General features: G+C 30.7%; 22 protein-coding genes. 20 read left to right on the top strand and 2 right to left on the bottom strand.

Features of this window, described 5'->3' with window-relative positions; all coding sequences use genetic code 11:
- Positions 1 to 51: 51 nt before the first annotated feature.
- The gene (locus tag JOC62_RS04175; RefSeq protein ID WP_204593977.1) at positions 52 to 1266 is read right to left on the bottom strand and encodes an NAD(P)/FAD-dependent oxidoreductase; all 1215 of its coding nucleotides are present in this window, start codon (positions 1264 to 1266) and stop codon (positions 52 to 54) included.
- Positions 1267 to 2094: 828 nt separating this feature from the next.
- Between JOC62_RS04175 and yqeC the strand changes: the two genes are divergently transcribed.
- From yqeC to JOC62_RS04075, 20 genes are all read left to right on the top strand, one after another.
- Positions 2095 to 2829 (top strand): selenium cofactor biosynthesis protein YqeC, encoded by a 735-nt coding sequence (gene yqeC / locus JOC62_RS04170; protein ID WP_204593976.1) that lies wholly within the window; start codon positions 2095 to 2097, stop codon positions 2827 to 2829.
- Positions 2826 to 3422 carry a nucleotidyltransferase family protein gene (locus JOC62_RS04165; protein ID WP_307495322.1) on the top strand — a complete coding sequence of 199 codons (597 nt, stop codon included), beginning with the start codon at positions 2826 to 2828 and terminating at the stop codon, positions 3420 to 3422. The genes yqeC and JOC62_RS04165 overlap by 4 nt, the downstream gene beginning before the upstream one ends.
- Positions 3410 to 4213, top strand: a complete 804-nt coding sequence (gene yqeB, locus JOC62_RS04160; protein ID WP_204593974.1) for a selenium-dependent molybdenum cofactor biosynthesis protein YqeB — start codon at positions 3410 to 3412, stop codon at positions 4211 to 4213. Before JOC62_RS04165 ends, yqeB begins: the two co-directional genes overlap by 13 nt.
- The gene (locus tag JOC62_RS04155; protein ID WP_204593973.1) at positions 4213 to 5019 is read left to right on the top strand and encodes an XdhC family protein; all 807 of its coding nucleotides are present in this window, start codon (positions 4213 to 4215) and stop codon (positions 5017 to 5019) included. The genes yqeB and JOC62_RS04155 overlap by 1 nt, the downstream gene beginning before the upstream one ends.
- Positions 5020 to 5046: 27 nt before the next feature.
- Complete coding sequence (locus JOC62_RS04150) at positions 5047 to 6804, top strand: sigma-54-dependent Fis family transcriptional regulator (protein WP_243425009.1); 1758 nt, start codon at positions 5047 to 5049, stop codon at positions 6802 to 6804.
- 295 nt (positions 6805 to 7099) lie between these two features.
- Positions 7100 to 8302 carry a diaminopropionate ammonia-lyase gene (gene dpaL, locus JOC62_RS04145; RefSeq protein ID WP_204593972.1) on the top strand — a complete coding sequence of 401 codons (1203 nt, stop codon included), beginning with the start codon at positions 7100 to 7102 and terminating at the stop codon, positions 8300 to 8302.
- Between the two features lie 34 nt (positions 8303 to 8336).
- Positions 8337 to 9524, top strand: a complete 1188-nt coding sequence (locus JOC62_RS04140) for a YgeY family selenium metabolism-linked hydrolase (protein WP_204593971.1) — start codon at positions 8337 to 8339, stop codon at positions 9522 to 9524.
- Between the two features lie 15 nt (positions 9525 to 9539).
- On the top strand, positions 9540 to 11129 hold the full coding sequence (locus JOC62_RS04135) for an N-acyl-D-amino-acid deacylase family protein (RefSeq protein ID WP_204593970.1): 1590 nt from the start codon (positions 9540 to 9542) through the stop codon (positions 11127 to 11129).
- 11 nt (positions 11130 to 11140) lie between these two features.
- On the top strand, positions 11141 to 12469 hold the full coding sequence (gene ssnA / locus JOC62_RS04130) for a putative aminohydrolase SsnA (RefSeq protein WP_204593969.1): 1329 nt from the start codon (positions 11141 to 11143) through the stop codon (positions 12467 to 12469).
- Between the two features lie 20 nt (positions 12470 to 12489).
- Complete coding sequence (locus JOC62_RS04125; protein WP_204593968.1) at positions 12490 to 13902, top strand: nucleobase:cation symporter-2 family protein; 1413 nt, start codon at positions 12490 to 12492, stop codon at positions 13900 to 13902.
- A 45-nt stretch (positions 13903 to 13947) separates the two neighbouring features.
- Complete coding sequence (locus tag JOC62_RS04120) at positions 13948 to 15036, top strand: 4Fe-4S binding protein (protein ID WP_204593967.1); 1089 nt, start codon at positions 13948 to 13950, stop codon at positions 15034 to 15036.
- Positions 15037 to 15055: 19 nt separating this feature from the next.
- Complete coding sequence (hydA, locus tag JOC62_RS04115; RefSeq protein ID WP_204593966.1) at positions 15056 to 16453, top strand: dihydropyrimidinase; 1398 nt, start codon at positions 15056 to 15058, stop codon at positions 16451 to 16453.
- A 3-nt stretch (positions 16454 to 16456) separates the two neighbouring features.
- On the top strand, positions 16457 to 19018 hold the full coding sequence (gene xdh, locus JOC62_RS04110; RefSeq protein ID WP_204593965.1) for a selenium-dependent xanthine dehydrogenase: 2562 nt from the start codon (positions 16457 to 16459) through the stop codon (positions 19016 to 19018).
- A gap of 15 nt (positions 19019 to 19033) precedes the next feature.
- The gene (locus JOC62_RS04105) at positions 19034 to 19408 is read left to right on the top strand and encodes a RidA family protein (RefSeq protein WP_204593964.1); all 375 of its coding nucleotides are present in this window, start codon (positions 19034 to 19036) and stop codon (positions 19406 to 19408) included.
- A gap of 81 nt (positions 19409 to 19489) precedes the next feature.
- Entirely contained in the window at positions 19490 to 20053 is a 564-nt protein-coding gene (locus tag JOC62_RS04100) for a nucleoside-triphosphatase (RefSeq protein ID WP_204593963.1), read from the top strand.
- A complete protein-coding gene (locus JOC62_RS04095; protein WP_204593962.1) occupies positions 20050 to 21081 on the top strand; it encodes an ABC transporter substrate-binding protein in 1032 nt (343 codons plus the stop codon). Before JOC62_RS04100 ends, JOC62_RS04095 begins: the two co-directional genes overlap by 4 nt.
- Positions 21078 to 22067 (top strand): FecCD family ABC transporter permease, encoded by a 990-nt coding sequence (locus JOC62_RS04090; RefSeq protein ID WP_204593961.1) that lies wholly within the window; start codon positions 21078 to 21080, stop codon positions 22065 to 22067. The genes JOC62_RS04095 and JOC62_RS04090 overlap by 4 nt, the downstream gene beginning before the upstream one ends.
- Positions 22064 to 22843: an ABC transporter ATP-binding protein gene (locus JOC62_RS04085; protein WP_204593960.1), complete on the top strand. Its 780-nt coding sequence runs from the start codon at positions 22064 to 22066 to the stop codon at positions 22841 to 22843. The genes JOC62_RS04090 and JOC62_RS04085 overlap by 4 nt, the downstream gene beginning before the upstream one ends.
- Positions 22844 to 22997: 154 nt before the next feature.
- Complete coding sequence (locus JOC62_RS04080) at positions 22998 to 23636, top strand: 4Fe-4S binding protein (protein ID WP_204593959.1); 639 nt, start codon at positions 22998 to 23000, stop codon at positions 23634 to 23636.
- 107 nt (positions 23637 to 23743) lie between these two features.
- Positions 23744 to 24049 (top strand): rhodanese-like domain-containing protein, encoded by a 306-nt coding sequence (locus JOC62_RS04075; protein ID WP_204593958.1) that lies wholly within the window; start codon positions 23744 to 23746, stop codon positions 24047 to 24049.
- A 118-nt stretch (positions 24050 to 24167) separates the two neighbouring features.
- Here the strand turns inward: JOC62_RS04075 and JOC62_RS04070 are convergent, their stop codons facing one another.
- Positions 24168 to 24875 (bottom strand): MurR/RpiR family transcriptional regulator, encoded by a 708-nt coding sequence (locus tag JOC62_RS04070; protein WP_204593957.1) that lies wholly within the window; start codon positions 24873 to 24875, stop codon positions 24168 to 24170.
- Positions 24876 to 24881: the final 6 nt, after the last annotated feature.

The following is a 24881-nucleotide window of genomic DNA, read 5'->3' as shown; positions in this document are numbered from 1 at the left end:
CAAAGAATAGTTATTTGATATAAAGAAGAGTGGATATAAAATCCACTCGAATTATCTATCTAATGAGGTAAGTGATAAGTCTTCACTTACCTCACCTTTATATAATTTACTTAACATTTTAGCACCATTTACACTAAATAAAGTGCCATTAGCACCATAGCCTAAACAGTACCAAATATTTTTGTTTTTAATATCTGGACCTATGAAAGGTAAATTATCAGATGTACTTGCAAATGTTCCATTATATTTATAGTCTATATCAAATGATATATCAGGAAACATAGAGTATAATTTATCCTTTAATTTTTTATATTGCATTTCTGCAACACTACTTTCTAAAAATTCTGGAATAAATCTAGTATCTTCTCCACCTATGATAATTCTATTATCTAATGTTCGTCTAAGGTATGTATATGGATTTTCACATGTTTTTATAAGACAATTATTATTCCAACCATTAATTTTATCTACTGGAGTAGTTACAATATTATATGATGTATACATAGTAGCAAATTTTTTGCTAGTAAATAGACTAATATCATATCCAGTTGCAACTATTACCTTCTTACAAGTGATGCTTTGATTGTTTGATGTATTCAAAATTACATAATCATCAAAATGACTATAATCAATAATCTCTGTATTTTCATATATAGGCACATCTTTATTGTTAAGATATTTTATTAGATTATGCGTGAATTTAACTGGATTAAATTCTGCACCACCATTATATGAATATATACCAGATTCAATAGGAAATGAAAATTTAAAGTCTTTTAAAGTATTCTTATCTAAAAATTTAACATTAAAGCCTTCATGTTTTCTTTGCTCATATTCATATTGAAGAATATCTGACTTATTTTTATCATCAGTATATAAAAGACAATCATGTTTTTTAAAATTACAGTCAATATTTGCTTCTTTAATTAGGGCGGTTAGTTCTTTAAGTCCTTTCTCGCTAAATTTATAAGCTTTTAATATAGTTGGTAAATCAGAATTTTTTTCTAAATCAGCTATTTGTTCATCAAGTTCATATTGAAGTAGAGAAGTAGATATAGAAGTAGAACCTGTTGCGACGTTTTCTTTTTCGACAAGAGCTACAGATATACCTTCTTTATTAAAATAATAAGAACAAAGAGCTCCAGTTATTCCACCACCAACGACTACTACATCAACATTTATATCATTATCAAGTTTTTTATATTTATTTATATTTTTTAATTCTTGAGGAAAATACGGAGTTCCTCTAACTATAAAATTTTTCATAGTACCTCCTTTAATATTAAATAATGTTTTATTAAAATAAATAATGATACTAGTATTACCATAAATTATAAGTATTAGATCAAGAAATAAATTCCTATTTAATATATTTAATAAAGAAATAAAAGAGATAGATTCCTCTCTTTGAGTTAATATTTTTAAGTTATTGGATTTTAGATATAACTGCCTACTGGTTTATCACCATTAAATGTTATATTTCTAACTCCTGAGAAACAAAGCTTAATCCATAGCAAGTATAGTCATTATCATATTAGTTAAGTTTTCAACAAATTCATTCCAGTCTCCATGGAAGTCATAAGAAATAACGCTTAAGAAATCAAGATATTTAGCATATTCATTAGATGATGCTCCTTTTAATACCTATGAAGATGCAGTAACAACAGCAGTTAATAAATAAGGCTATTATTTTCTGAATACACTTTATCTAACTTTTCTTTTAAAGTTTTTATTAATATACTATATAGTTCATTGGTAGTTTTTCTTATAGGTTCAGATAAATCGAAAAAATTATGATTTTCACATAATGTAGAGTTGCATCTAACTCTATTTTTTCTCTCTTATGACTTAAATCAATTCCTTTAAAATCAACATTAAATTTAATTATTAAATAGAGTGTAATATGTTAATAAATCTACTAGAATAATTTTAAAATGAAAATATTTCAAAATACTATTAAAATTAAAAATGAAGTAAAACCTTCATTATATTCTGTTATTTTTCATAATTTGAAATAATTGAAAAATATTCATTTAGAATATAAAATAGGATTATATTTGTAATTTGCAATAAAAAAGGGGGCAAGATGTAAACATGTATTTAATTGATTTAATTGATACGAAAAAAGGAGATGTTATATCTGTTGTAGGTTCAGGGGGCAAAACAACCTTTATATATAATTTAGCTAATGAGCTTATTGAGGAAAAGGTACTTATATCAACTACAACAAAAATGCTATATCCGGGAAAAAGAGAGGTTGATTATTTCTTTTGTTTGGAGAAGGATAAGGATGTAAAAATAAAAAATGGAAGAACATTTATAGCTGAAAAGATAATAGAAGATAATAAAGTTAGTGGAGGAAACTTACATATAAATAATTATGTTAATTCTTTTGATTACGTTTTACTTGAAAGTGATGGATCAAAAGAAAAATCTCTTAAAGGATGGAGAGAGGGTGAACCTGTAATACTTAACAAAACTACTAAAACTGTGGGGATAATTCCATTACATATTGTTGGAGAGAAGATAATAGATAAGAATATTCATAGAATTGAAAAATTCAATAATATATGCAAAACAAAAATTGGAGATGAAATAACATTAGATGTAATATCAGATATAATAATAAATTCAAATGGATTATTTAAAGATTCAGTAGGCGAGAAAATATTATTTTTAAATAGACTTGAAGATGAAAAAAGTAAAGAGATGGCATGGAAATTGCTTGAAGTATTAAATAGAAAAAACAAAGATTCATTAAAGATTATTGGTGGAAGTTTAAAAAGAAAAGAGTATTTTATGCTTTCTGGTGGAGGTGACCTAAAATAGTAGCAGTAATTTTAGCATCTGGACAAGGTAAAAGAATGGGAAGAAATAAGCTCCTATTAGACTTTTGTGGTAAGCCTTTAGTTGAATGGGTAATAGAGACAGTAAAGTCTGTAGGATTTAAAGAAGTTATTTTAGTTTATAAAGATCTTAAAGTAAAAGAAATTGCAATAAAGCATGGTATATCTACTTTATATAATAAGAATGCTAGCTATGGGCAGAGTGAAGGCATAAGACTTTCTTTAGAGAAATCATCAATTTTGAGTGATGGATATATGTTTTTTACTGGTGATCAGCCTTTACTAAAGGGAAAAACAATAAAAAGGCTTGTGGAAACGTTTAACAGGAATGGAGGTATAGTAGTTCCGAAAGTTCATGGAAGGAATAAAAGTCCTGTGATATTTTCAGGGGAATTTAGGGATGAATTAATGTCTTTGCATGGAGATGTTGGTGGAAGACCTGTTATAAGAAATAATTGGGATAAGGTAACTTTCTTAAACTTTCATTCAAGTACTGAATTTTTTGATGTTGACACTAAAGAAGAGCTGGAAGAATTAATTAAATTATATGAAGGGAGAATACAATGGATGAAATAATAATCGTAAGAGGTGCCGGAGACATTGCTACTGGTGCAATTCAAAAATTATATAGAGCTGGATTTAAAGTTATAGCCTTAGAGATAGAAAAGCCAACGTCCATAAGAAGAAAGGTTTGCTTAAGTGAGGCCATGTATGAAAAAGAATTTAAAGTTGAAGATGTCATTGCAAAAAGAGCAGATTCATATGATGAAATATTTAGTATATTAGAATCGGATAAAGTTTGTATCATGCAAGATACTTCTGGTGAAATAATAAAAAAAATTAGTCCTATGGCAGTTGTTGATGCAACCCTTTGTAAAAGAAATATAGGAACAAATAAGGATATGGCAGATATAACTATTGCGCTAGGACCAGGATATGAAGCAGGGGTAGATGTTGATATAGTAGTTGAGACAAATAGGGGGCACAACCTAGGTAGATTAATATCTGATGGATCAGCTGCAAAGAATACGGGAGTTCCAGGAATAATAGAGGGTTTTGGAATTGAGAGAGTTATATATTCTCCTTGTAAAGGGAATATTAGAATAATTAAAGATATTGGAAGTATTGTAGAAAAGGGCGAAAATATATGCATGGTTGGTAATTCATATGTAAAAGCTTCGTTAACTGGGGTAATAAGAGGTATGATAAGAGATGGATTTTATGTAAAAGAGGGGCTTAAAATAGCTGATATAGATCCAAGAATTAATCAAAAGAAAAATTGTGATTTAATTTCAGATAAAGCAAGGTGTATAGGTGGGGCAGTTTTAGAAAGTGTAATGATGTTAAAGCAAAGGAGGAATAAGTAATGGATGAAAGAGTATTAAAGAGTATTATTGAGGGGTTATCAAGTGGAAGAAAGATGGCATTGGTCACTATAACAGCCTCTAATGGATCAACACCAAGAAAAAATGGATCTTTAATGAGTGTAGATGAGAATGGAAGAATAGTTGGTTCTATAGGGGGCGGAAAAATAGAATATGTAGTTATAGAAAGTGCAGTAAAATGCTTGGAAAGTGGACAAGGAGAGAAATTTGCTTATAACCTAAATGAAAGCGGAAAGGTTAAAATGGCGTGTGGTGGAGCTGTAGATGGATATATAAAAGTATTTGAACCAAAACCAAATCTTATTATTTTTGGTGGTGGGCATATATCTCAGAGCATATGTAGATTAACTGATAGTATGAATTTTAGGAGGATCGTAATTGAGGATAGAGAAGAATTTAAGGATTATGATGCCTTTAAGAATATTGATAAGTTTATAGTAACGAATAGTATAGAAGGCTTAAGTAATATAAGTTTTGATAATAGCTATATAATAGTTGTAACTAGAGGACATAAGAGTGATACTTATTGGACAAAAGAACTAATTAATAAAAATTATAATTATCTTGGCGTAGTTGGAAGTATGAAGAAAATTTTAGAGCTAAAAGAAGCAATATTAAATGAAGGTGTTTCTAATGAATTAATTGAAGGTATACATGCTCCAATTGGACTTGATATATCAGATGGTACTCCGGCAGAGATTGCTGTTAGTATTTTATCAGAAATATTATTAGTAAAGAATAATGGTAGATTAGAGCATTTACAAGATGTGAAAAAGAACGCTCTATAAAAGATATGGAAAAGGGGAATTAGCATAATGATGCAGATAAATCTAATAGATATTTCAGATGTAGTAAATAAATACGCAAATTTATTATCAAATATATTAAAGTTAGATGTAGAAATTGTTGATTATAATATGCAAAGAATAGCAGGTACAGGGATATATAAGGATGGAGTAGGAGAAAATATTGAATCTGCAGGTTATGTATATAAGGAGGCTCTATATACAGGAGAGGCAAAAATTATAGAAGATCCAGGAGAAAATTTTCTTTGTAGAGATTGTATGAATAGAGGTAAATGTAAAGAGTATATGGAAATCTGTGTGCCAATAAAATATGATAGTGCTACATTTGGGATAATAGGTCTTGTATGTTCTACAGAGGAACAAAAGAAGCACTTAACATTAAATTTTGAGACAATTATGAGCTTTTTAGAACAAATATCTGAATTTATAGCTATAAAATTGATAGAACAAAATGAGATATTGACGAATAAAAAGCATTTAGATTTCTTTAAACAAATAATAAACTCTGTAGATGATGGAATTATAACAATAGATAGCTTAAATAATATAAAAATAATAAATAATAAAGCTCTTAAAATGCTAAATTTAAGACCGGGAATAGTAGGAGAATATATAAGAGTTGAAGAGACAGATGATTATTTTCCAGGAGGAGATATATTTGAGCTATACATAAGAGGTATTCCATATAAGGTGGTTGGTAAGATAATACACAACTATATAAATAAAAACCATTGTGAGAAGATAGTTATTTTTAATGAACTGAAGCATCTAAAAGATGAAGTTGTGAATTTAACTCATGGGAACAATAAAATAAACTGTGATGAAATTGTTGGAGATTCTACATCCATGAGACAACTTAAGAAAAAAATAAAAAAGATATCATATTCAAAGTCAACTGTTTTAATTACAGGGGAGAGTGGTACAGGAAAAGAGTTAGTAGCAAGGGCTATACATGCAGAAGGAAGCCGTAAGAATAAACCATTTATAGCTATAAATTGTGGTGCTATACCTGAAAGTCTTCTTGAAAGTGAGTTGTTTGGGTATGTTAGAGGTGCATTTTCTGGAGCAAGTTCAAGTGGACGTGTAGGTAAATTTGAGCTTGCAAATAAAGGCGTAATATTTTTAGATGAGATTGGAGACATGCCGCTATATCTTCAAGTAAAATTACTTAGAGTTCTTCAAGAAAGAACAATAGTTAAAATCGGTTCAAATCAACTAATAAATCTTGATATAAGAGTAGTTGCAGCTACTAATAAGGATTTAAAGAAATTAGTTGAAGAAGGTAAGTTTAGAGAAGATCTATATTATAGATTAAATGTTATACCAATAGAGGTACCTCCACTTAGAAAAAGAGATGGAGATATTGAACTTATTATGTATGGGCTTATAAAAAAATATAATAAGATATTTAATAAGTATGTTCATACTGTAAAGGATGATGTAATAGAAAGGTTAAAGCTATATCAATGGAAAGGGAATGTTAGAGAATTAGAGAATGTTGTTGAATTCATGGTAAATTTAAGTGGAGATGATGGTATTGTTACTTTAGATATGCTTCCTCAGACTATATTAGATTATAGAAAAGAAAGTGATGTGAATAACATAATTTCTGACTCTAAGGATATAGAAAAGCTTAAAGATATAGAAAGTTATTATATAAATAAAGCATTAGATATTTATGGGAGAGACACGGCTGGAAAGAAGAAGGCTGCAAAAAAATTAGGAATAGGTATTGCTACATTATATAGAAAAATTGGTGAGCAATAAACATATAAGCAAGGAGAGTTATCAAAATGATAATTAGACTTGCTTATTTTGTTAATAAAATAACTATCAGGCTTTATAAATCAAAAGGATTATCAAAATGATAATCCTTTTATCATTTTGATAAATAATGATTATGTTAAGTTAAAGTTGCTATACAACTATCTGTAAACATATACAGAAGGTTGAGTATTTAAATAAAATAGTAAGAATTAATGGAAAAATAACTACATGAAATTGGCATAGATATTGCTTTAAATAAGTATTAATAAATAAAAGCTTATAGGGAGGAAACGTTATGGAAAAAATATTATGGAAACTAAATACATTACCAAAGACAGATAAAGAAGGGTGTATAGAATTTTTAAGTAGAGATGAAGTATCAAAAGCAAAAAACTTTCATGAAAGTTTTTCAGAATATGATAAAACACCATTAGTTGAATTAGATAATTTAGCTAAAAAGATAGGACTTAAAGGAATATATTTAAAAGATGAATCTTATAGATTTGGATTAAATGCATTTAAGGTACTTGGTGGATCATTTGCTATGGGAAGATACTTAGCAGATAAATTAGGAGAAGATATAAAAGATTTACCTTATGAAAGATTAACTTCAGATGATGTTAGAGAAAAACTTGGAGATATTACATTTGTTACAGCAACAGATGGTAATCATGGAAGAGGAGTAGCATGGACTGCTAATAGATTAAAACAAAAATCAGTTGTATATATGCCAAAGGGATCATCACTTCAAAGATTAGAAAACATAAAGGCAGAAGGTGCAGAAGCTAGTATTACTGATATGAACTATGATGATGCAGTTAGATTAGCTGCAAAATATGCAGATGATCATAATGGATTAATGGTACAAGATACTGCATGGGAAGGATATGAAAAGATTCCAGCATGGATAATGCAAGGATACGGAACTATGGCATTAGAAGCATTAGATCAATTAAATGCTATCAAAGTGCTTAAACCAACACATATATTTGTACAAGCTGGCGTTGGATCACTTGCAGGTGCAGTTCAAGGATTTTTTGCATCAGAATTTGGTGATGAGTGTCCAAAGACTGTTATAGTTGAATCAAATTTAGCAGATTGTTTCTATAAATCAGCTATTGCAAATGATGGAGAAGCAAGATTTGTTGGAGGAGATATGCAAACAATAATGGCAGGGCTTGCTTGTGGAGAACCAAATACAATTGGATGGGAAGTTTTAAAGAATCATTCAACTGCATTTGTATCATGTCCAGATTGGGTATCAGCTAAAGGTATGAGAATACTTGGAAACCCATTAAAAGGAGATACTAAAGTAACATCAGGAGAATCAGGAGCTGTTACAACAGGTCTTCTATATGAAATTATGACAAATAAAGATTATAAAGATTTAAAAGAAGCACTAGAACTTGATGAAAACTCAAGGGTACTTTTATTTAGTACTGAAGGAGATACTGACCCAGAAAAGTATAGAGAAATAGTTTGGAATAGTGAATGCTAATAGATAATAAATGGTTTATAGGAGGAATAAAGAAATGCTTAATAATCAAAGAAAAGAAACTTTAACTAAATTATGCCAAGAATTAATCAGAAATCAATCAGTTTCAGGTGAAGAAGGTAAAGTAGTAGAAGCAATAAAGAAGGAATTTAAAGCATTAGGATACGATGAATGTTTTGTAGATAGTTATGGAAATGTAATTGGACATATAAAAGGTAGTAAACCAGGAAAAACAATACTTTTTGATGGACATATTGATACTGTTCCAGTACCAGATGATTCAAAGTGGACTCATGCACCATTTGGAGCAGAAATAGTTGATGGAAAGATATATGGTAGAGGAGCTTCAGACATGAAGGGACAAACATCAGCTATGATAGCAGCAGCAGCTTACTTTGCAGAAGATTTTAAAAAGGATTTTGCAGGAGATATATTTGTTGCAGGTGTAGTTCATGAAGAAATATTTGAAGGAGTATCAGCTAGAAAGATAAGTGAAGCTGTTAAGCCAGATTATGTGGTTATTGGTGAATCTTCAGAATTAAATTTAAAGATTGGACAAAGAGGAAGAGCAGAAATAGTTATTGAAACTTTCGGAAAACCAGCTCATTCAGCTAATCCAGAAAAGGGAATAAATGCAGTATATAAGATGTCAAAGATTATTGAAAAGATTCAAGATATAGAAACTCCTGTACATGATGTACTTGGAAAAGGAATTCTTGTATTAACTGATATAAAATCATCACCATATCCTGGTGCATCTGTAGTCCCAGATTACTGCAGAGCTACTTTTGATAGAAGACTTTTAGTTGGTGAAACTAAAGAAGGCGTTTTAGCTCCAATTAAAAAGATAGTAGATGATCTTATGAAAGAAGATAAAGAGCTTAATGCTAAGGTTTCATATGCAATAGGTAGAGAAACTTGTTATACAGGAGAGGTAATTGAAGGTGAAAGATTCTTCCCAGCTTGGCTATATAGTGAAGATGATGAATTTGTACAAGCTGCATTTAATGGATTAAAACGTGCTGGTATAAATCCAGAAATAACTCAATACTCATTCTGCACAAATGGTTCACATTATGCCGGAGAAGCAGGAATAAGAACAATTGGTTTTGGACCATCAAAAGAAAATTTAGCTCATACAATTGATGAATATATAGAATTAGATCAATTATTCACTGGAGCAGAAGGATATTATGGAATATTAGAATCTGTTTATAACAAATAAAAGGTGGTTTTTAGGATGAAGATATTAATAAAAAATGGTTTTATAGCTGATGGAAGTGGCAATAAAGGATACATTGGAGATATCTTGATCTGTGATGAGAGGATTAAAAAAATAGGACATGAAATTTGTGAAGATAATATAGATAGAACAATAGATGCTAGGGGCTTAGTTATAGCCCCAGGCTTTATTGACACTCACTCACACAGTGACCTTAAGATATTAGAAAATCCATTTAATGAAATAAAGATTAGACAAGGAATTACTACAGAATTATTAGGACAAGATGGAATATCAATGGCACCATTGCCAAAAAAATATATCTCACCTTGGAGAAAAAATATAGCAGGATTAGATGGTGAGTCAGATGAGATTGACTGGGAATATGAGATAACTGATAACTATTTAAAAATGATGGAAAACAATGGGGTAGGTTTAAATGAAGCATACTTAGTACCTCATGGAAATGTAAGAATGGAAGTTCTTGGACTCGGAAATGTTCCCGCAACTAAAGAAGATATAAAGAAGATGTGTGAAATCACAAGAAGAGAGATGGAAGCTGGAGCATATGGATTATCAACAGGTCTTATATATATGCCTTGTGCTTATTCTCACACTGAAGAACTTATAGAAATGTGTAAAGTTGTTGCAGAGTTTGATGGAGTATTTGTAGTACATCAAAGAAGTGAAGCAGATACTATTATATCTTCAATGAAGGAAATAATTGAGATAGGAGAAAAGTCAGGGGTAAGAGTTCACTTCTCACACTTTAAAGTATGTGGTAAGAAGAACTGGAAGTATATTGATGAAGTAATTGAATTATTTAATGAAGCTAAGAAAAAAGGTATAAGAGTTACTTTTGACCAATATCCATATGCAGCAGGAAGCACAATGCTTGGTGTTATATTACCACCATGGGCTCATGATGGAGGAACAGATAAGCTTATGGAAAGACTTGCATCAGAAGAGATGCGAGAGAAGATGATTTATGATATGGAACATGGGATTGAAGGCTGGGACAACTTTGTTGACTTTGCTGGACTTGATGCCATATATGTAACTTCAGTTAGAAATAAGAAAAATGAAGATGCAATAGGTAAAAACTTAATAGAACTTGGAAAGCTTAGAGGCAAAGATCCTTACAATGCAACATTTGATCTTTTACTTGAAGAAGAAAATGCAGTAGGAATGGTTGATTATTATGGAATGGAAGAACATATAATCAAATTTATGAAACTTGCAGAACAAAATGTATGTACTGATGGACTTTTAGCTGGAAGACCCCATCCTAGAGCTTATGGATCATTCCCAAGAATACTTGGAAGATTTGTAAGAGATCTTGGTGTGTTAACTCTTGAAGAAGGAGTTATGAAAATGACAAGTAAAGCAGCTAGCGCATTTGGCATAAAAGATAGAGGACTTCTTAAGGAAGGATGCTTCGCAGATATAGTTTTGTTTAATAAGGATGAAGTTAAGGATATTGGAACTTTTGAAGATCCAATTAAATTCCCAGAGGGAATAAATTATGTAATCATAAATGGTCAAGTAGTAATAGATAATGGGGAGTATAAAAAGATAAAAGCAGGTAAGGTATTAAGAAAAAAATAGGGGGAATTTGTGTGTTAGTAGTAGGTAATGGAAGGTTAGTAACTCAAAACAAAGAAATTCCATTTATAGAAAATGGAGCTGTGGCTATAGAGGATGGAAAGATAGTAGACTATGGTAATACTAAAGACATATTAGAAAAGTATAAAAAGAGTGAGTATATAGATGCAAAGGATAAGGTTATAATGCCAGGACTTATAAATACACATGGTCATATTTATAGTGCTTTTGCAAGAGGAATGAATTTAGATGGACCTACATCAAAGGATTTCTTAGATATATTAAATAATTTATGGTGGAGACTTGATAAGAATTTATCTCTTGAGGATATAAAATACAGTGCATATAGCACATTAATGGACAGCTTAAAGTACGGGGTTACAACATTTTTTGATCACCACGCAAGTCCTAATGCAATTGAAGGAAGTCTGTTTACTATAGGAAAGGTAGCAGAAGAGCTTGGAATAAGAACTTCACTTTGTTATGAAGTATCTGATAGAGATGGAGAAAGAGCTTTAATAGAGGGTATAAAAGAAAATGTAGATTACATAAAGCATTGCAAGGAAAGCAATAGCAATATGAAATCTGGAATGTTTGGAATGCATGCTAGTTTTACACTTTCAGATAGATCATTAGAAAAGTGTGCAAAAGCAACAGATGGATTAGACTGTGGATATCATATTCATGTTGCAGAAGGATTAGCAGATGAAGAAAAATGCATAAAAGAACATCAGATGAGAGTAGTAGAAAGATTAAATAAATTCAATATATTAGGGGAAAAGACAATCGCAGTTCATTGTATTCATGCAGATGATAATGAACAAGATATAATTCTAAAAACTGGTACAACAGTTGTTCATAACCCAGAATCTAATATGGGTAATGCAGTTGGAGTATCACCAGCTATTAAACTTATAGAAAAAGGTATAACTGTTGGACTTGGAACAGATGGTTATACATCAGATATGTTTGAATCAATGAAAGTTGCAAATATAATTCATAAACATCATTTAAAAGATCCATCAGTAGCTTGGGGTGAAACTCCAATGATGCTATTTAAAAATAATAGAAAAATTGCAGAGAAACACTTTGATGGAACTTTTGGAATAATTGAAAAAGGTGCAGTAGGAGATGTGATAGTAGTAGATTATAATCCATTAACACCGATGAATGGAATCAATTATAATTCACACATTCTATTTGGAATGATGGGTAAATCTGTGGATACGACTATAGTTAATGGAAATGTTTTAGTTAAAGACGGTAAGCCTCTTAATGTAAATGAAGATGAGATTTTAGCTGAATCTAGGATGGTTTGTAGCAAGTTATGGAATAGAATCTAGCGAAAGGATTTGTGTGTGTTATGAGAGAGGAGAATGAAAACGAAAATGTAGCTCCAGTGGATGAAAAAATACCATTTTCAAAAGCTTGGATATTTTCACTTCAACATGTTATGGCAATGTGTGCAGGAGCTGTTGCAGTTCCACTTATGGTAGGGGAAGCGGCAGGTCTTAATCATACAGAAATAGTATTTCTTATAAGTGCTGGTCTTTTTATGGCTGGTATAGGAACACTAATTCAAACAATGGGAATAAAAAAACTTGCAGGAGCTAAGATACCAATAATAGAAGGTACAAGCTTTGCTGCTGTTTCAGGAATACTTGCAATAATTGCAGGTACATCTGGTGGCAAAGATTTAGCAATGACAAATGTATTTGGAGCTGTTATTGCAGCAGGGTTATTTTGTTTAATAATTGCTCCGATATTTGGTAAACTAATAAAGTTTTTCCCAAAAGTTGTTACAGGTACTGTTGTATTAGTAATTGGTATATCCATAATGCCAGTAGGTATAAAATGGATAACTAATAGCAAGGTACAAGCAGTAGAACCAAAAGACTTAGCTCTTTCAATGGCTGTATTAGTAATAACATTACTATTGTTTAAATACTTAAAAGGTATATGGAATAGTGCTGCGATTTTATTTGCAATAGTTATAGGAACAATAATTGCAATGGTATTTGGAATGGCTGATTTTAGTGCAGTAAGTAGTGCCGGGTGGTTTAGTATAAATGTTCCTTTAGAATTTGGAATGCCAACTTTTGATCCATCAGCGGTACTTTCAATGGTATTAATAATGCTAGTTTTAATGACTGAATCAGTTGGAAATATGATTGCTATTCATGAAATGACTGATAAAGAAGTTACTGAAGATAACATAAGAAAAGGCTTAACAGCCGATGGAATATCAACATTATTTGCAGGATTCTTTAATACATTCCCAATTACTCCATTTGCTCAAAATACAGGTTTAGTAGGCTTAACAGGTATTAAATCAAGATTTGTTGCTGTATATGCAGGAATAATACTTTTAGCATTAAGTTTTGTACCTAAGTTTGCTGCAATTATAGGAGCAATTCCAAAGCAAGTACTTGGTGGAGTTGGATTTGCAATGTTTGGAATGGTTTTAGTTGGAGGAATAAGAACTTTAGGAAAAGTTCAATTTGATGGTAACAAGAACTGTGTAATAGTGGCCGTAAGTGTTGGACTTGCAATGATACCACTTGCAAATCCAGGATTTTATCATAACTTCCCATCATGGGTAGAAACAATATTTGATAGTGGTATTACAACAGGAAGTTTATCAGCTGTAATACTTAATATATTCTTCAATGTTTTAGGCAGTAAAGAACCAATGCCAGAAACTTTAGAAGAAGATATAAAAGAAATTGAAGAAGAAGTCGATCAAGAGAAATTAGTTATGCAAGGAAATAAATAAAATTAAAGATGAATTATAATTTTAACTTAGAGGAGAGTGTGTGTTATGTCAAAATTAAACGTTAACATTTTAGGAATGAAATTTAATAATCCAATATTTACAGCAGCAGGCCCAGGAGCAAAAGATGGAGATCTTTGTATTGAAGCAGTAAAAGGAGGAGCAGGTGGATTAGTTACAAAAACTATTTCAGTAGATCCAGCTCCAGTACCAAGACCATGTATGGGAAAAACAAATTCAGGATTTTTAAATACAGAGCTTTGGTCAGAGCTACCAAAAGAACAATGGATAGAAGAAGAGTATAAAAAAGCTAAGTCAGCTGGAGTTCCTATGATAGTAAGTATGGGATATACAGCAGATCAAATAAAAATTGTTGCTCCACTTGTTAAGCCTTATGCTGATGCCGTTGAATTATCAACTCACTATGTTGGAACTGATGTAACACCAATAGTTGAAGCTATGAAAGCTGCAAAAGCTGCATTAGATTGTCCAGTATTTATGAAAATGAGCCCACATACAGATATTCAAAAGATAGCAAAAGCTTTAGAAGAAGCAGGAGCAGATGGTCTTGTAATGATTAATTCTCTTGGACCATGTATGGCAATAGATGTTGAATCAGGATATCCAATAATGGGAAGTAAGACTGGATACGGATGGTTATCAGGATCACCAGTAAGACCAGTTGCTATAAGAAATATATATGATGCAGCACAAGCTGTTAATATTCCAATAATAGGTGTTGGTGGAGTAACTTGTGGAAGAGATGCAGCTGAAATGTTAATGGCAGGAGCTATAGCAGTTGAAGTTTGTACTGAAGCTATTTTAAAAGGACCTAAAGTATATGGAAAGATTGCTAAAGAGTTAGATGAATTCTTAGATAGCCATGGATATAAGGATGTTAATGAAATAATTGGACTAGCTCATAAGAAAATGGAAGATAGAACATTTAGAACAGAAGCGATTGCTCCACAAGTTGATCAAGATGCTTGTATAAAATGTGGACAATGCAAAGTAAGTTGTGTATATGATGCAATTGAAGTTGGAGAAGAACTTGTAATAGATAAGGATAAATGCTTTGGATGTGGATTATGTGTAACAAGATGTCCAAAACATGCATTATCAATTCAATATAAATAGTAAAAGAGGAGGATGAGTTATGGGAACAGTACTAAAGGGATGTTATATAGTAACCAGCGAAAAGACAGTAAGAAGTGATTTAAGAATTGACGGAGAAAAAATTGAATCTATAGGATTATCTGTAGAAAAAGATGGAGATAAAATAATAGATTTAAAAGGAAGCTACATACTTCCAGGTGGGATTGATGCCCATACTCATTTTGATCTAGAACTACCAAATATAAAAACATCTGATGATTTTAAAAGTGGTACTAAGTCAGCGATTGCTGGCGGTACTACAACTATTATAGATTTTGTAAACTGTCATAGAGGTGAAAAATTAAGTGATGCATTAGAAACTTATAAAGAGAAGACAAGAGGAAAATGTTATTCAGATTACGGATTCCATATGACATTGTGTGAATGGAATAAAGAAGTTGAATCTGAAATGGAGGAAATGGTAAAGCAAGGTATAACATCCTTTAAGATGTATATGGCATATAAAGATACTCTTCAAGTAAATGAAGAAGAGATTGAACAAGCACTAAAAAAGGCAAAAGAACTTGGAGCACTTATTTCATTCCATTGCGAAAATGGAGATGAAATTATAAAAAATATAAATGATTTAATAAGTAAAGGTAAATCTGCTGTAAAGTATCATGAAGCCTCAAGATCCTCCGAGGTTGAATATGAAGCAGTGAATACTTTAATAAAAATAGCTAGAAAAATTAATTACCCGGTGTTTATAGTACATCTAAGTTCTAAAATGTCATTGGATGCTGTAATAAAAGCTAGAGAAGAAGGAGTTAAGATTTTTGTTGAAACATGTCCTCATTATCTTTTGTTAAATAAAGATTTTTATGAGCTTAAAGGAGATGACGGGTTAGAGGGATCTAAATACGTTATGTCACCACCTATTAGAAGTAGAGAAGATAATAATGCTTTATGGGAAGGAATTAAATTAGGAGAAATAGATACAATTGCAACAGATCATTGTTCATTTAATTATAAAGATAAAAGAGAAAACGCAAAGATAGATTTCTCCAAGATACCTAATGGAATACCAAGTGTTCAGCATAGAATGGAATTGATTTTTAGCTATGGAGTAAAAGATAAAATAATATCTTTAAATGAAATGGTTAAGCTAACATCTACTAATCCAGCAAAAATATTTGGGTTATATCCTAAAAAGGGTGAGATTAAGGTAGGCAGTGATGCTGATTTATTAGTAATAGAAGATGGATATAAAGATACTATTAGTTTTGAAAGTAGTATACAAGAGGTTGATTATACTCCTTATGAAGGATTTGAAAGTAATGGAAAAATAAAAAGGGTGTTTTTAAGAGGAAAAGAATTGGTTAAGGATGGAGAATTCATAGGAAAAGAGCCAACTGGCCAATATATCTCAAGAAATAAATGGAGTTATGAGAGGAGATAAGGTATGTTTGAATTTATTCTTAACGGTGAAAAGAAAGTTGTAGATGAAAATAAAAAGTTTCTTAAATACTTAAGAGATGATTGCAATATAACATCAGTTAAAAATGGATGCTCTGAAGGTGCATGTGGAACATGTATGGTTATTGTTGATGGTAAAGCTATAAAAGCATGTATACTTACAACTGAAAAGGTCAATGGAAAGGAAATAACAACTATAGAAGGTTTTACAGAAAGAGAGCGAGATGTATTTGCATATGCATTTACTGAAGCTGGAGCAGTTCAATGTGGATTCTGTATACCAGGTATGGTTATTAGTGCGAAAGCACTTTTCAATAGAACATTAAATCCAACAAGTGAGGAAGTTAAGAAAGCTTTAATTGGTAATATATGCAGATGTACTGGATATGTAAAGATAGAAAAAGCTATTATGATGGCAGCTGAAATCCTTAGAGAAAATAAAGAAGTTCCAAAAGTTATTTGTAAAGGACTTGTTGGAGAAAGAATGGGGAGAGTAGATGCTAGAGATAAGACATTAGGAGTAGCTGAATATACTGATGATATAAGAATAGATGGAATGTTACATGGTGTAGCACTTAGAAGTAAATATCCAAGAGCTTTAGTAAAGAGTATGGATATTAGTGAAGCAGAAAAAATTGAAGGTGTAGTTAAGATTGTTACTGCGGAAGATATTCCAGGGGAGAGATATTTAGGTCACATACAAAAGGATACCCCTGCATTAATAAAGGTTGGTGAAGAAACAAGATATCTTGGAGATGCATTAGCCTTAGTTGCAGCAGAAACAGAAGAAATAGCAAGAGAAGCCTTAAAGCATATAAAGGTTGAATATGAAGAATTAAAACCTGTAACTTCACCACAGGAAGCACTAGCAGAAGGTGCGCCAAAGATACATGAGAAGGGAAACTTGTTAACTCATGAACATTTAGTAAGAGGAAATGCAGACGAAGCTATAAAAAATTCAAAGTATGTTGTTACATACAATTACAAGGTTCCATTTACAGAACATGCATTTTTAGAACCAGAATGTGCAGTTGCAGTTCCAGAAGGTGATGGAATAGTAGTTTATACAGGAACTCAAAGCGTATATGATGATCTTCGTGAGATAGAATCACTGTTAGGTCTTGATGATAATAAGGTTAGAATAATCTCTAAGTATGTTGGTGGAGGTTTTGGTGGTAAGGAAGATATGAGCTGTCAACACCACACAGCATTACTTGCTTATCTTATTAAAAGGCCAGTTAAGATGGTACTTCCAAGACAAGAAAGTATTATAGTTGATACTAAAAGACATGCAATGGATATGGAGTTTACAACAGCTTGTGATGAAAATGGAATGTTAACTGCAATGAAAGCTGTAATACTTGCAGATACAGGAGCTTACGCATCTCTTGGAGGACCGGTTCTTCAAAGAGCATGTACTCATGCAGCAGGTCCTTATAATTATCAAAATATGGATATAGATGGTAAAGCACTTTACACAAATAATACACCAGGGGGTGCATTTAGAGGGTTTGGTGTTACACAATCAGCCTTTGCAACGGAGTGTAATCTAAATAAGCTTTCTGAAATGGTTGGAATAGATCCTTTTGAAATAAGAAGAAGGAATGCAATAAAACCAGGAGAAATACTTCCAAATGGACAAATAGCAGATGAAGGAACAGCATTAATTGAGACTTTAGAAGCTGTAAGAGATGTTTATTATGCTAATGAAAAGAGAGCTGGAATAGCTTGTGCATTTAAAAATGCTGGAGTTGGTGTTGGTATACCAGATACAGGCAGATGTAAAGTCAAAGTTATTGATGGAAAAGTTCATATAAGAACATCAGCAGCATGTATTGGACAAGGACTTGGAACAGTTGTTGTTCAGATTGTTGGACAAGTTCTAGGAATACCAGCATCACAAATAGTATACGAATCACCAGATACTAAAATAACTCCAAATTCAGGTACTACAACAGCTTCAAGACAAACTGTATTTACTGGAGAAGCAACAAAGGTTGCAGCTATGAGACTTAGAGATGCTTTAAGAGATCATTCATTAGAGGAATTAGAAGGACAAGAATTCTATGGTGAATACTTAGGTGTCACAGATAAAATGGGTAGTTCTAAAGAACATCCAATAAGTCACGTTGCATATGGTTTTGCAACACAAGTGGTAATTTTAGATGATCAAGGAAAAGTTACTAAAGTAGTTGCAGCACATGATGTAGGAAGAGCAATAAACCCTAAAAATGTAGAAGGTCAAATTGAAGGTGGAGTTGCTATGGGTCTTGGATATGGGTTAACAGAAGATTATCCTATAGAAAATTCAGTACCAAAGGTTAAGTTTGGTACACTTGGACTTTTAAGAGCAACTCAAGTTCCAGAAATAGAACCTATAATAATAGAAAAAAATACTCAGGAATTATCCTTTGGAGCAAAAGGTGTTGGAGAAATAACTTGTATTCCAACAGCACCAGCTGCACAAGGAGCATATTACAAATTAGATGGTGAGTTTAGAACTGAACTGCCACTTAAAAATACATTTTATAAAAAAGTAAAGAAATAGAAAGAAGGAATTAAAATGAAAAAAATAATAAATACAGAACATGCACCTGCTGCAATAGGACCATACTCACAAGGATTAATAGTAGGAGATTTAATATATACTTCAGGTCAATTGCCATTAAATCCAGAAACTAAAGTTTTAGAAACTGAAATAAAAGCTGCAACTAAGCAAAGTTTAGAGAACTGCAAAGCTATATTAGAAGCTGCTGGAGCATCACTTGATAAAGTATTTAAGACAACTGTTTTTGTAAAAGATTTAAATGATTTTGCAGCAGTTAATGAAGTATATGGATCATACTTTAATGAAAACCCACCAGCAAGAAGCTGTGTACAAGTTGCTAAACTTCCAATGGATGCACCAATTGAAATTGAAGTAATAGCTAAATTATAAGATTAAATAATAAATTTATATGAAGTAGGGAGTTTTATAAGCTTCCTACTTTCTTGAAATTATGGATTATAAGGAGAGAATATGAAGTATAAAAATATTCTTATAACCGGAAAAAGAAATTGTGGTAAAAGTACACTTATAGATAAGATATTAGGAAATCTTAATTTAAAATATGGAGGATATAGGACACTTCCTTATTATATAAACGGATATATGCAAGGGTATTATCTTCATGGATATGTAGATGAAATAGAAAGAAAAAATTTATATAGTCCAATATCAATAAAAGTTAGTTATGATAAATGTGTTAGAGTTACAAAGACGTTTGATATACTTGGTACTTACATACTAAGAACGAGCAGAATGAAAATAAACTCTACTCTTATATTATTAGATGAAATTGGATTCTTAGAAGATGATTCAGAAGAATTCAAATTAGAAATACATAATTGTCTAAGCAGTAAAAAATTTTGTTTAGGTGTTTTAAAGGATAAAGATAGCGAATTTTTAAATTCTATAAAAATTAGGAATGATACGTTAGTTATAAATATAGAAGAGATACGCTATGAGGATAGAAAAATAATACAAGAAGATATAGAAAATTATATAAGGGTATATCAATTAAAGGAGCTGAGTAGATTATGAAAGGATTTAAAAAAGTAATATCCATCATACTTGTATCTATGATGAGTATGATGTTATTTATAGGATGTTCTAATGATTCAAAAAATAAGGGCACAGATAATAAAACTATTGTCGTTGAGGATCAACTTGGTAGAAAGGTTGAAATAAAAGGAGATGCAAATCGGATAATATCAAGTTATTATATTTCAACATCAATATTAATTAGTTTGGGTGTAAAAGATAAAGTAGTTGGAATAGAGGCAAAAGCAAAAAATAGGGAGATGTACAAAAAGGTAGCTAAAGAGTTCTTAGACTTACCAGCAGTTGGTACAGGAAAAGAAATTAATGTGGAAGAGTGCATGAAATTAAAGCCTGATGTAGTAATTATCCCAACTAGACTTAAAAGCTTTATTCCTCAATTTGAAAAGTTAAATATACCAGTTGTAGCAATAGAGCCAGAAACATTGGAAGGATTTAATAATTGTGTAGAGCTTCTTGGAAAGATTTCAGGTTCAGAAGAAAGAGCAAAAGAACTTCTAAAATATTATGATGACACAATAGACAAAGTAAAAGATATGACAAAGGATATAAAGAATAAGCCATCAGTATATCTGTCAGGAAGTGATAATATACTTAAAACTTGTACTTCTAAGATGTATCAAAACTATATGATTGATACAGCAGGTGGAAGAAATGTTACAGGAAATATAGATGAAGGATATTGGACTAATATATCAGTAGAACAATTAATAGAGTACAATCCAGATGTTATTTATATAGTAGGATATGCAAAATATACTGTGGATGATGTATTAAAAGATAATAGATTAAAGGGAGTAAATGCAATTAAGAATAAGAAAGTATATGTATTCCCATCAACATTGGAGCCTTGGGATTATCCAACACCTTCATCAATATTAGGTATGCTTTGGATAGTAAATAATCTTCATCCAGATAAATATAGTACTGAAGATTTTAAAAAGGATGCTAAAGAATTCTATAATAAATTTTATGATTTAAAAGTAACAGACAAGGAAATTGGGCTATGATAAAAAAATACTCAATATTACCATATCTGATTATCTTGGTAGTTTTATCAGTATTATCTTTATGCATAGGAAGATATAGCATTAAAATGGATGAAATAATTAAGGTTATATTTAATAGTACAGGTAATGGTCAAGAGGCTAATCTTTTATTTAATATAAGGTTACCAAGAGTTCTATTAGTAATAATTAGTGGTGCAGCACTTGCATTATCAGGTATGGTTTTTCAGAGCATCTTTCAAAACCCTTTAATATCTCCAGATGTGTTGGGGGTAAGCTCAGGATGTTCATTAGGTGCTGCAATTGGAATAGTATTCTTGTCAGCATCACCATTTATGATACAAGGATTATCATTTTTATTTGGGATATGCTCAGTTATATTTTCATTGATTTTATCTAAAAAAATGAGAAGTAATAGAGTATTAGCACTCGTTATATCAGGAATAGTTACAGGTGCATTAACATCCTCTTTTATTATGATAATAAAATACTTTGCAGATCCTTATAAAGAGCTTCCAGCTATAGACTTTTGGCTAATGGGAGGGTTTTATAATAGTGATTGGAAAAGTGTAATAAATGTTTTTATATTAGTTTTAATATCAACAGTTATATTATTACTATTTAGATGGAGATTAAAGGTATTAACAATGGGAGATGATCAAGCAAAGCTTTTAGGAGTTAATGTTAAGTATGTAAGAACAATAGCAATATTTGCAGCAACTCTTTTGGTTTCATCTGTGGTATCAGTTGCTGGGCTTATAAGTTGGATTGGAATACTAGCACCTCATATAGTTAAATCATTTGCTAAAGATGATATATCAAAAATTATTCCATTAACAATGGTTGTTGGAGCTATTATATTATTGCTTGCAGATACTGTAGCGAGAAGTATAACTACAACTGAAATACCTATAAGTATATTAACTTCATTGTTTGGCGCTCCATTTCTTGTATATCTTCTTAATAAAAAAGGGGCTGTTATGAGATGAATAAATCACTAAAAATAAGAGACTTAAAAGTTTCATATGGAGATAAAACAGTACTTGATGATATAAATATAAAGATTAATCCTGGAGAAGTTACTGTTCTTTTAGGATTAAATGGTGCAGGTAAAACAACTCTTCTTAGATCAATAGCAAATTTAAATAATATAGATAATGGAGAGATACTGTATGGAGATATGGATTTGCTTAAGCTATCAGATAAAGAGAGAGGAAAACTAATATCATATATTCCACAGCATATTCACACAAATCAAAATTATAGTGTGGAAGATATTATACTTATGGGGATAACTCCCTATCTTGGAATGTTTGAAATGCCAAATAAAGATCACTATAAACTTGTGGAAGATATATTAAATGAGCTTAATATATTACATTTAAAAAATAAGTTAATAGGAGAGTTAAGTGGTGGAGAAAGAAGGCTAGTGTATTTGGGAAGAATATTGATTCAAAAATGCAGTATATTACTTTTAGATGAGCCAAATACATTCTTAGACTATGTTAAACAACATGATTTTTTTAAATTTATGAAGGATTTAATAAGGAAAAAGAATTTAACCACATTAATTACATTACATGATATTAACTTAGCTCTAAGATATGGAGATAGAATAATAATTTTAAATAATAATAAAATAGTAGATTCAATAGATTGTAATGAAGAGAATTATGAAAAAAGGTTTATAAGAATAATGGAAGATATATATGAGCGTAAGCTTGATTTGCTTTATACAGAAGTAGGGCCATTTATAGTATGTTAAATATGATATAAAAAGTCTATCTTGGATATTTAAGTTCAAGATAGACTTTTCTAAGTTTAGGATACACAATCACCTATTTTAGGATTTGACATACAGTATAAGAGAATATATAATAAACTAATTAATACCCCATAGGGGTATGTGGAGGTGTTGAATGAATCTGTATAAAAAGTATGGGTATGTAATTTTTTTAGCCTTTCTAGTACTAGCGCCGTTTAATTTTGTGTTTGGTATACTAGCTATTATGTGTATGATAGCACCAATAATGTTATCTATATTTGGAAAAGGGAGATTTTGGTGTGGAAACTTTTGCCCAAGAGGAAATTTCTATGATAACATATTAAGTAAAATCTCTAAAGGAAAAAAATCACCTGAATTTTTTAGAAGCACTATGTTTAGAATTTTTATGGTTCTATTCGTAATAGGGGTATTTACCAGCGGAGTTATAAAAAACTGGGGAGATGTGTCTGGAATAGGATTTGTATTCTATAGAATAATATTAATAACATCTATCGTAGCAGTGGCATTAGGTATTATATTTAATGAAAGAATATGGTGCAACTTTTGTCCGATGGGATCAATTGCTGGATTTATAGCAAAGCTAAGAGGTCGTAATACTGGAATTGAAGTGAAAAATACATGTGTATCATGTAATCTTTGTGCCAAAAAGTGTCCAATGGGATTAAAGCCTAGTGAATTTAAAGGTGGACTAATTGATAGTACTCAATGTATATCTTGCAAAAAATGTACATTTTCATGTCCGAAGGATTCTTTAAGTATGAAAATCAAATAAAATGTTTATTAAAGTCTCTTAAAATAAAGAGAAATTTTTTATAAAATATATATCGTAATATTTGGATATATGAATATATAATAATATGTGTGAAAGAAGGAAAAGATATGTTTTCAATTTTTAATAAAAAATATAATTCAGTAAATGTAAATAGTATAGAATCAAACTTAAAAGGTATAAATTTAATTGATGTAAGAGAACCATATGAATATAAAGTTAAACATGTACCTTATGCTAAAAATATACCAATGGATAAATTATTAGCAGATCCAAGTAAATATTTAAATAAGGAAAAAGAATATCACATAATATGCCAATCAGGGGCAAGGAGTAGTAGAGTATGTAATGCATTATCTAGAGACGGTTTTAAGGTTGTAAATATCTCTGGAGGAACTTCAACATATAGAGGATAATAATTTATAAAAATAGTTAAATATAATTAGAAACGTGTTTTCAAATAGAAAACACGTTTTTTAAAATTCCAATAATATTGTATAAAAACTAATAAATAATATAATCAAGGTATATTATCTATTGATAATAATTAGCTAGTAAATATTCAAAAAGTAGAATGGTTTCTCCAAAGAAAGTATTTGGGATATTATTAAGGGCATTGAATTTATTATAACCTTCAACTGGAAATGTTAGTGTTGAAGATTCAGCTATTTTAGATGTCTCATCACCAACAAAGCTTATGATATCTAAACCATTTTTATTAGCTTGAGATACTATATCTACAAGTCTCGCTGTGTGTCCAGATTCAGAAATTACTATAAGAAGCACTTCATCCTTATGACTTTCTGAAAGAAGTTGCATATGAACAGTAGAGATACTACGAAATCCGGACACTAATAGTCTTTCATTTATGTAATTTGCAACCATTTGAGAAAATCCGAGTCCAACAACCATTAATTGTTTATTGGAGTATTTTTTCATAAGAGTAGAAAAGGTATTAAATTTCTCAGATGCCTCATTAGTTACATTCATATAGAAGCCAAATTTATTATTTTTAGAGCTTTCTTCATTTTGGGATGATATTTGATTAATCATATCAGAGTATCCTTGAAATCCTAACTTTTTAGAAAGTCTAAATATTGTTGATGTAGAAGTAAAATTATCTTTTGCAACTGTACGAATACCAATATTCTTTAAATTATCAATATTATTATAAAGGTATGAGACTATTTTTGTTTCAAGGGTATCTAGTTGGTATTTATCGCAAAGATTTTCAATGTTCATAATATC

The organism is Clostridium sardiniense (assembly GCF_016907995.1).
Classification (GTDB): domain Bacteria; phylum Bacillota; class Clostridia; order Clostridiales; family Clostridiaceae; genus Clostridium; species Clostridium sardiniense.
This window is presented reverse-complemented; position numbering and strand designations above follow the sequence as displayed.

Excerpts from the sequence above, each read along its gene's own strand:
- yqeC (WP_204593976.1), top strand. The coding sequence starts at position 2,095 with ATGTATTTAATTGATTTAATTGATACGAAAAAAGGAGATGTTATATCT.
- yqeB (WP_204593974.1), top strand. The coding sequence starts at position 3,410 with ATGGATGAAATAATAATCGTAAGAGGTGCCGGAGACATTGCTACTGGT.
- xdh (WP_204593965.1), top strand. The coding sequence starts at position 16,457 with ATGTTTGAATTTATTCTTAACGGTGAAAAGAAAGTTGTAGATGAAAAT.
- JOC62_RS04100 (WP_204593963.1), top strand. The coding sequence starts at position 19,490 with ATGAAGTATAAAAATATTCTTATAACCGGAAAAAGAAATTGTGGTAAA.
- JOC62_RS04175 (WP_204593977.1), bottom strand. The coding sequence starts at position 1,266 with ATGAAAAATTTTATAGTTAGAGGAACTCCGTATTTTCCTCAAGAATTA.
- JOC62_RS04090 (WP_204593961.1), top strand. The coding sequence starts at position 21,078 with ATGATAAAAAAATACTCAATATTACCATATCTGATTATCTTGGTAGTT.
- dpaL (WP_204593972.1), top strand. The coding sequence starts at position 7,100 with ATGGAAAAAATATTATGGAAACTAAATACATTACCAAAGACAGATAAA.
- JOC62_RS04070 (WP_204593957.1), bottom strand. The coding sequence starts at position 24,875 with ATGAACATTGAAAATCTTTGCGATAAATACCAACTAGATACCCTTGAA.
- JOC62_RS04105 (WP_204593964.1), top strand. The coding sequence starts at position 19,034 with ATGAAAAAAATAATAAATACAGAACATGCACCTGCTGCAATAGGACCA.
- JOC62_RS04120 (WP_204593967.1), top strand. The coding sequence starts at position 13,948 with ATGTCAAAATTAAACGTTAACATTTTAGGAATGAAATTTAATAATCCA.
- hydA (WP_204593966.1), top strand. The coding sequence starts at position 15,056 with ATGGGAACAGTACTAAAGGGATGTTATATAGTAACCAGCGAAAAGACA.
- JOC62_RS04135 (WP_204593970.1), top strand. The coding sequence starts at position 9,540 with ATGAAGATATTAATAAAAAATGGTTTTATAGCTGATGGAAGTGGCAAT.
- JOC62_RS04150 (WP_243425009.1), top strand. The coding sequence starts at position 5,047 with ATGATGCAGATAAATCTAATAGATATTTCAGATGTAGTAAATAAATAC.
- JOC62_RS04140 (WP_204593971.1), top strand. The coding sequence starts at position 8,337 with ATGCTTAATAATCAAAGAAAAGAAACTTTAACTAAATTATGCCAAGAA.
- JOC62_RS04095 (WP_204593962.1), top strand. The coding sequence starts at position 20,050 with ATGAAAGGATTTAAAAAAGTAATATCCATCATACTTGTATCTATGATG.
- JOC62_RS04080 (WP_204593959.1), top strand. The coding sequence starts at position 22,998 with ATGAATCTGTATAAAAAGTATGGGTATGTAATTTTTTTAGCCTTTCTA.
- JOC62_RS04155 (WP_204593973.1), top strand. The coding sequence starts at position 4,213 with ATGGATGAAAGAGTATTAAAGAGTATTATTGAGGGGTTATCAAGTGGA.
- JOC62_RS04125 (WP_204593968.1), top strand. The coding sequence starts at position 12,490 with ATGAGAGAGGAGAATGAAAACGAAAATGTAGCTCCAGTGGATGAAAAA.
- JOC62_RS04085 (WP_204593960.1), top strand. The coding sequence starts at position 22,064 with ATGAATAAATCACTAAAAATAAGAGACTTAAAAGTTTCATATGGAGAT.
- JOC62_RS04075 (WP_204593958.1), top strand. The coding sequence starts at position 23,744 with ATGTTTTCAATTTTTAATAAAAAATATAATTCAGTAAATGTAAATAGT.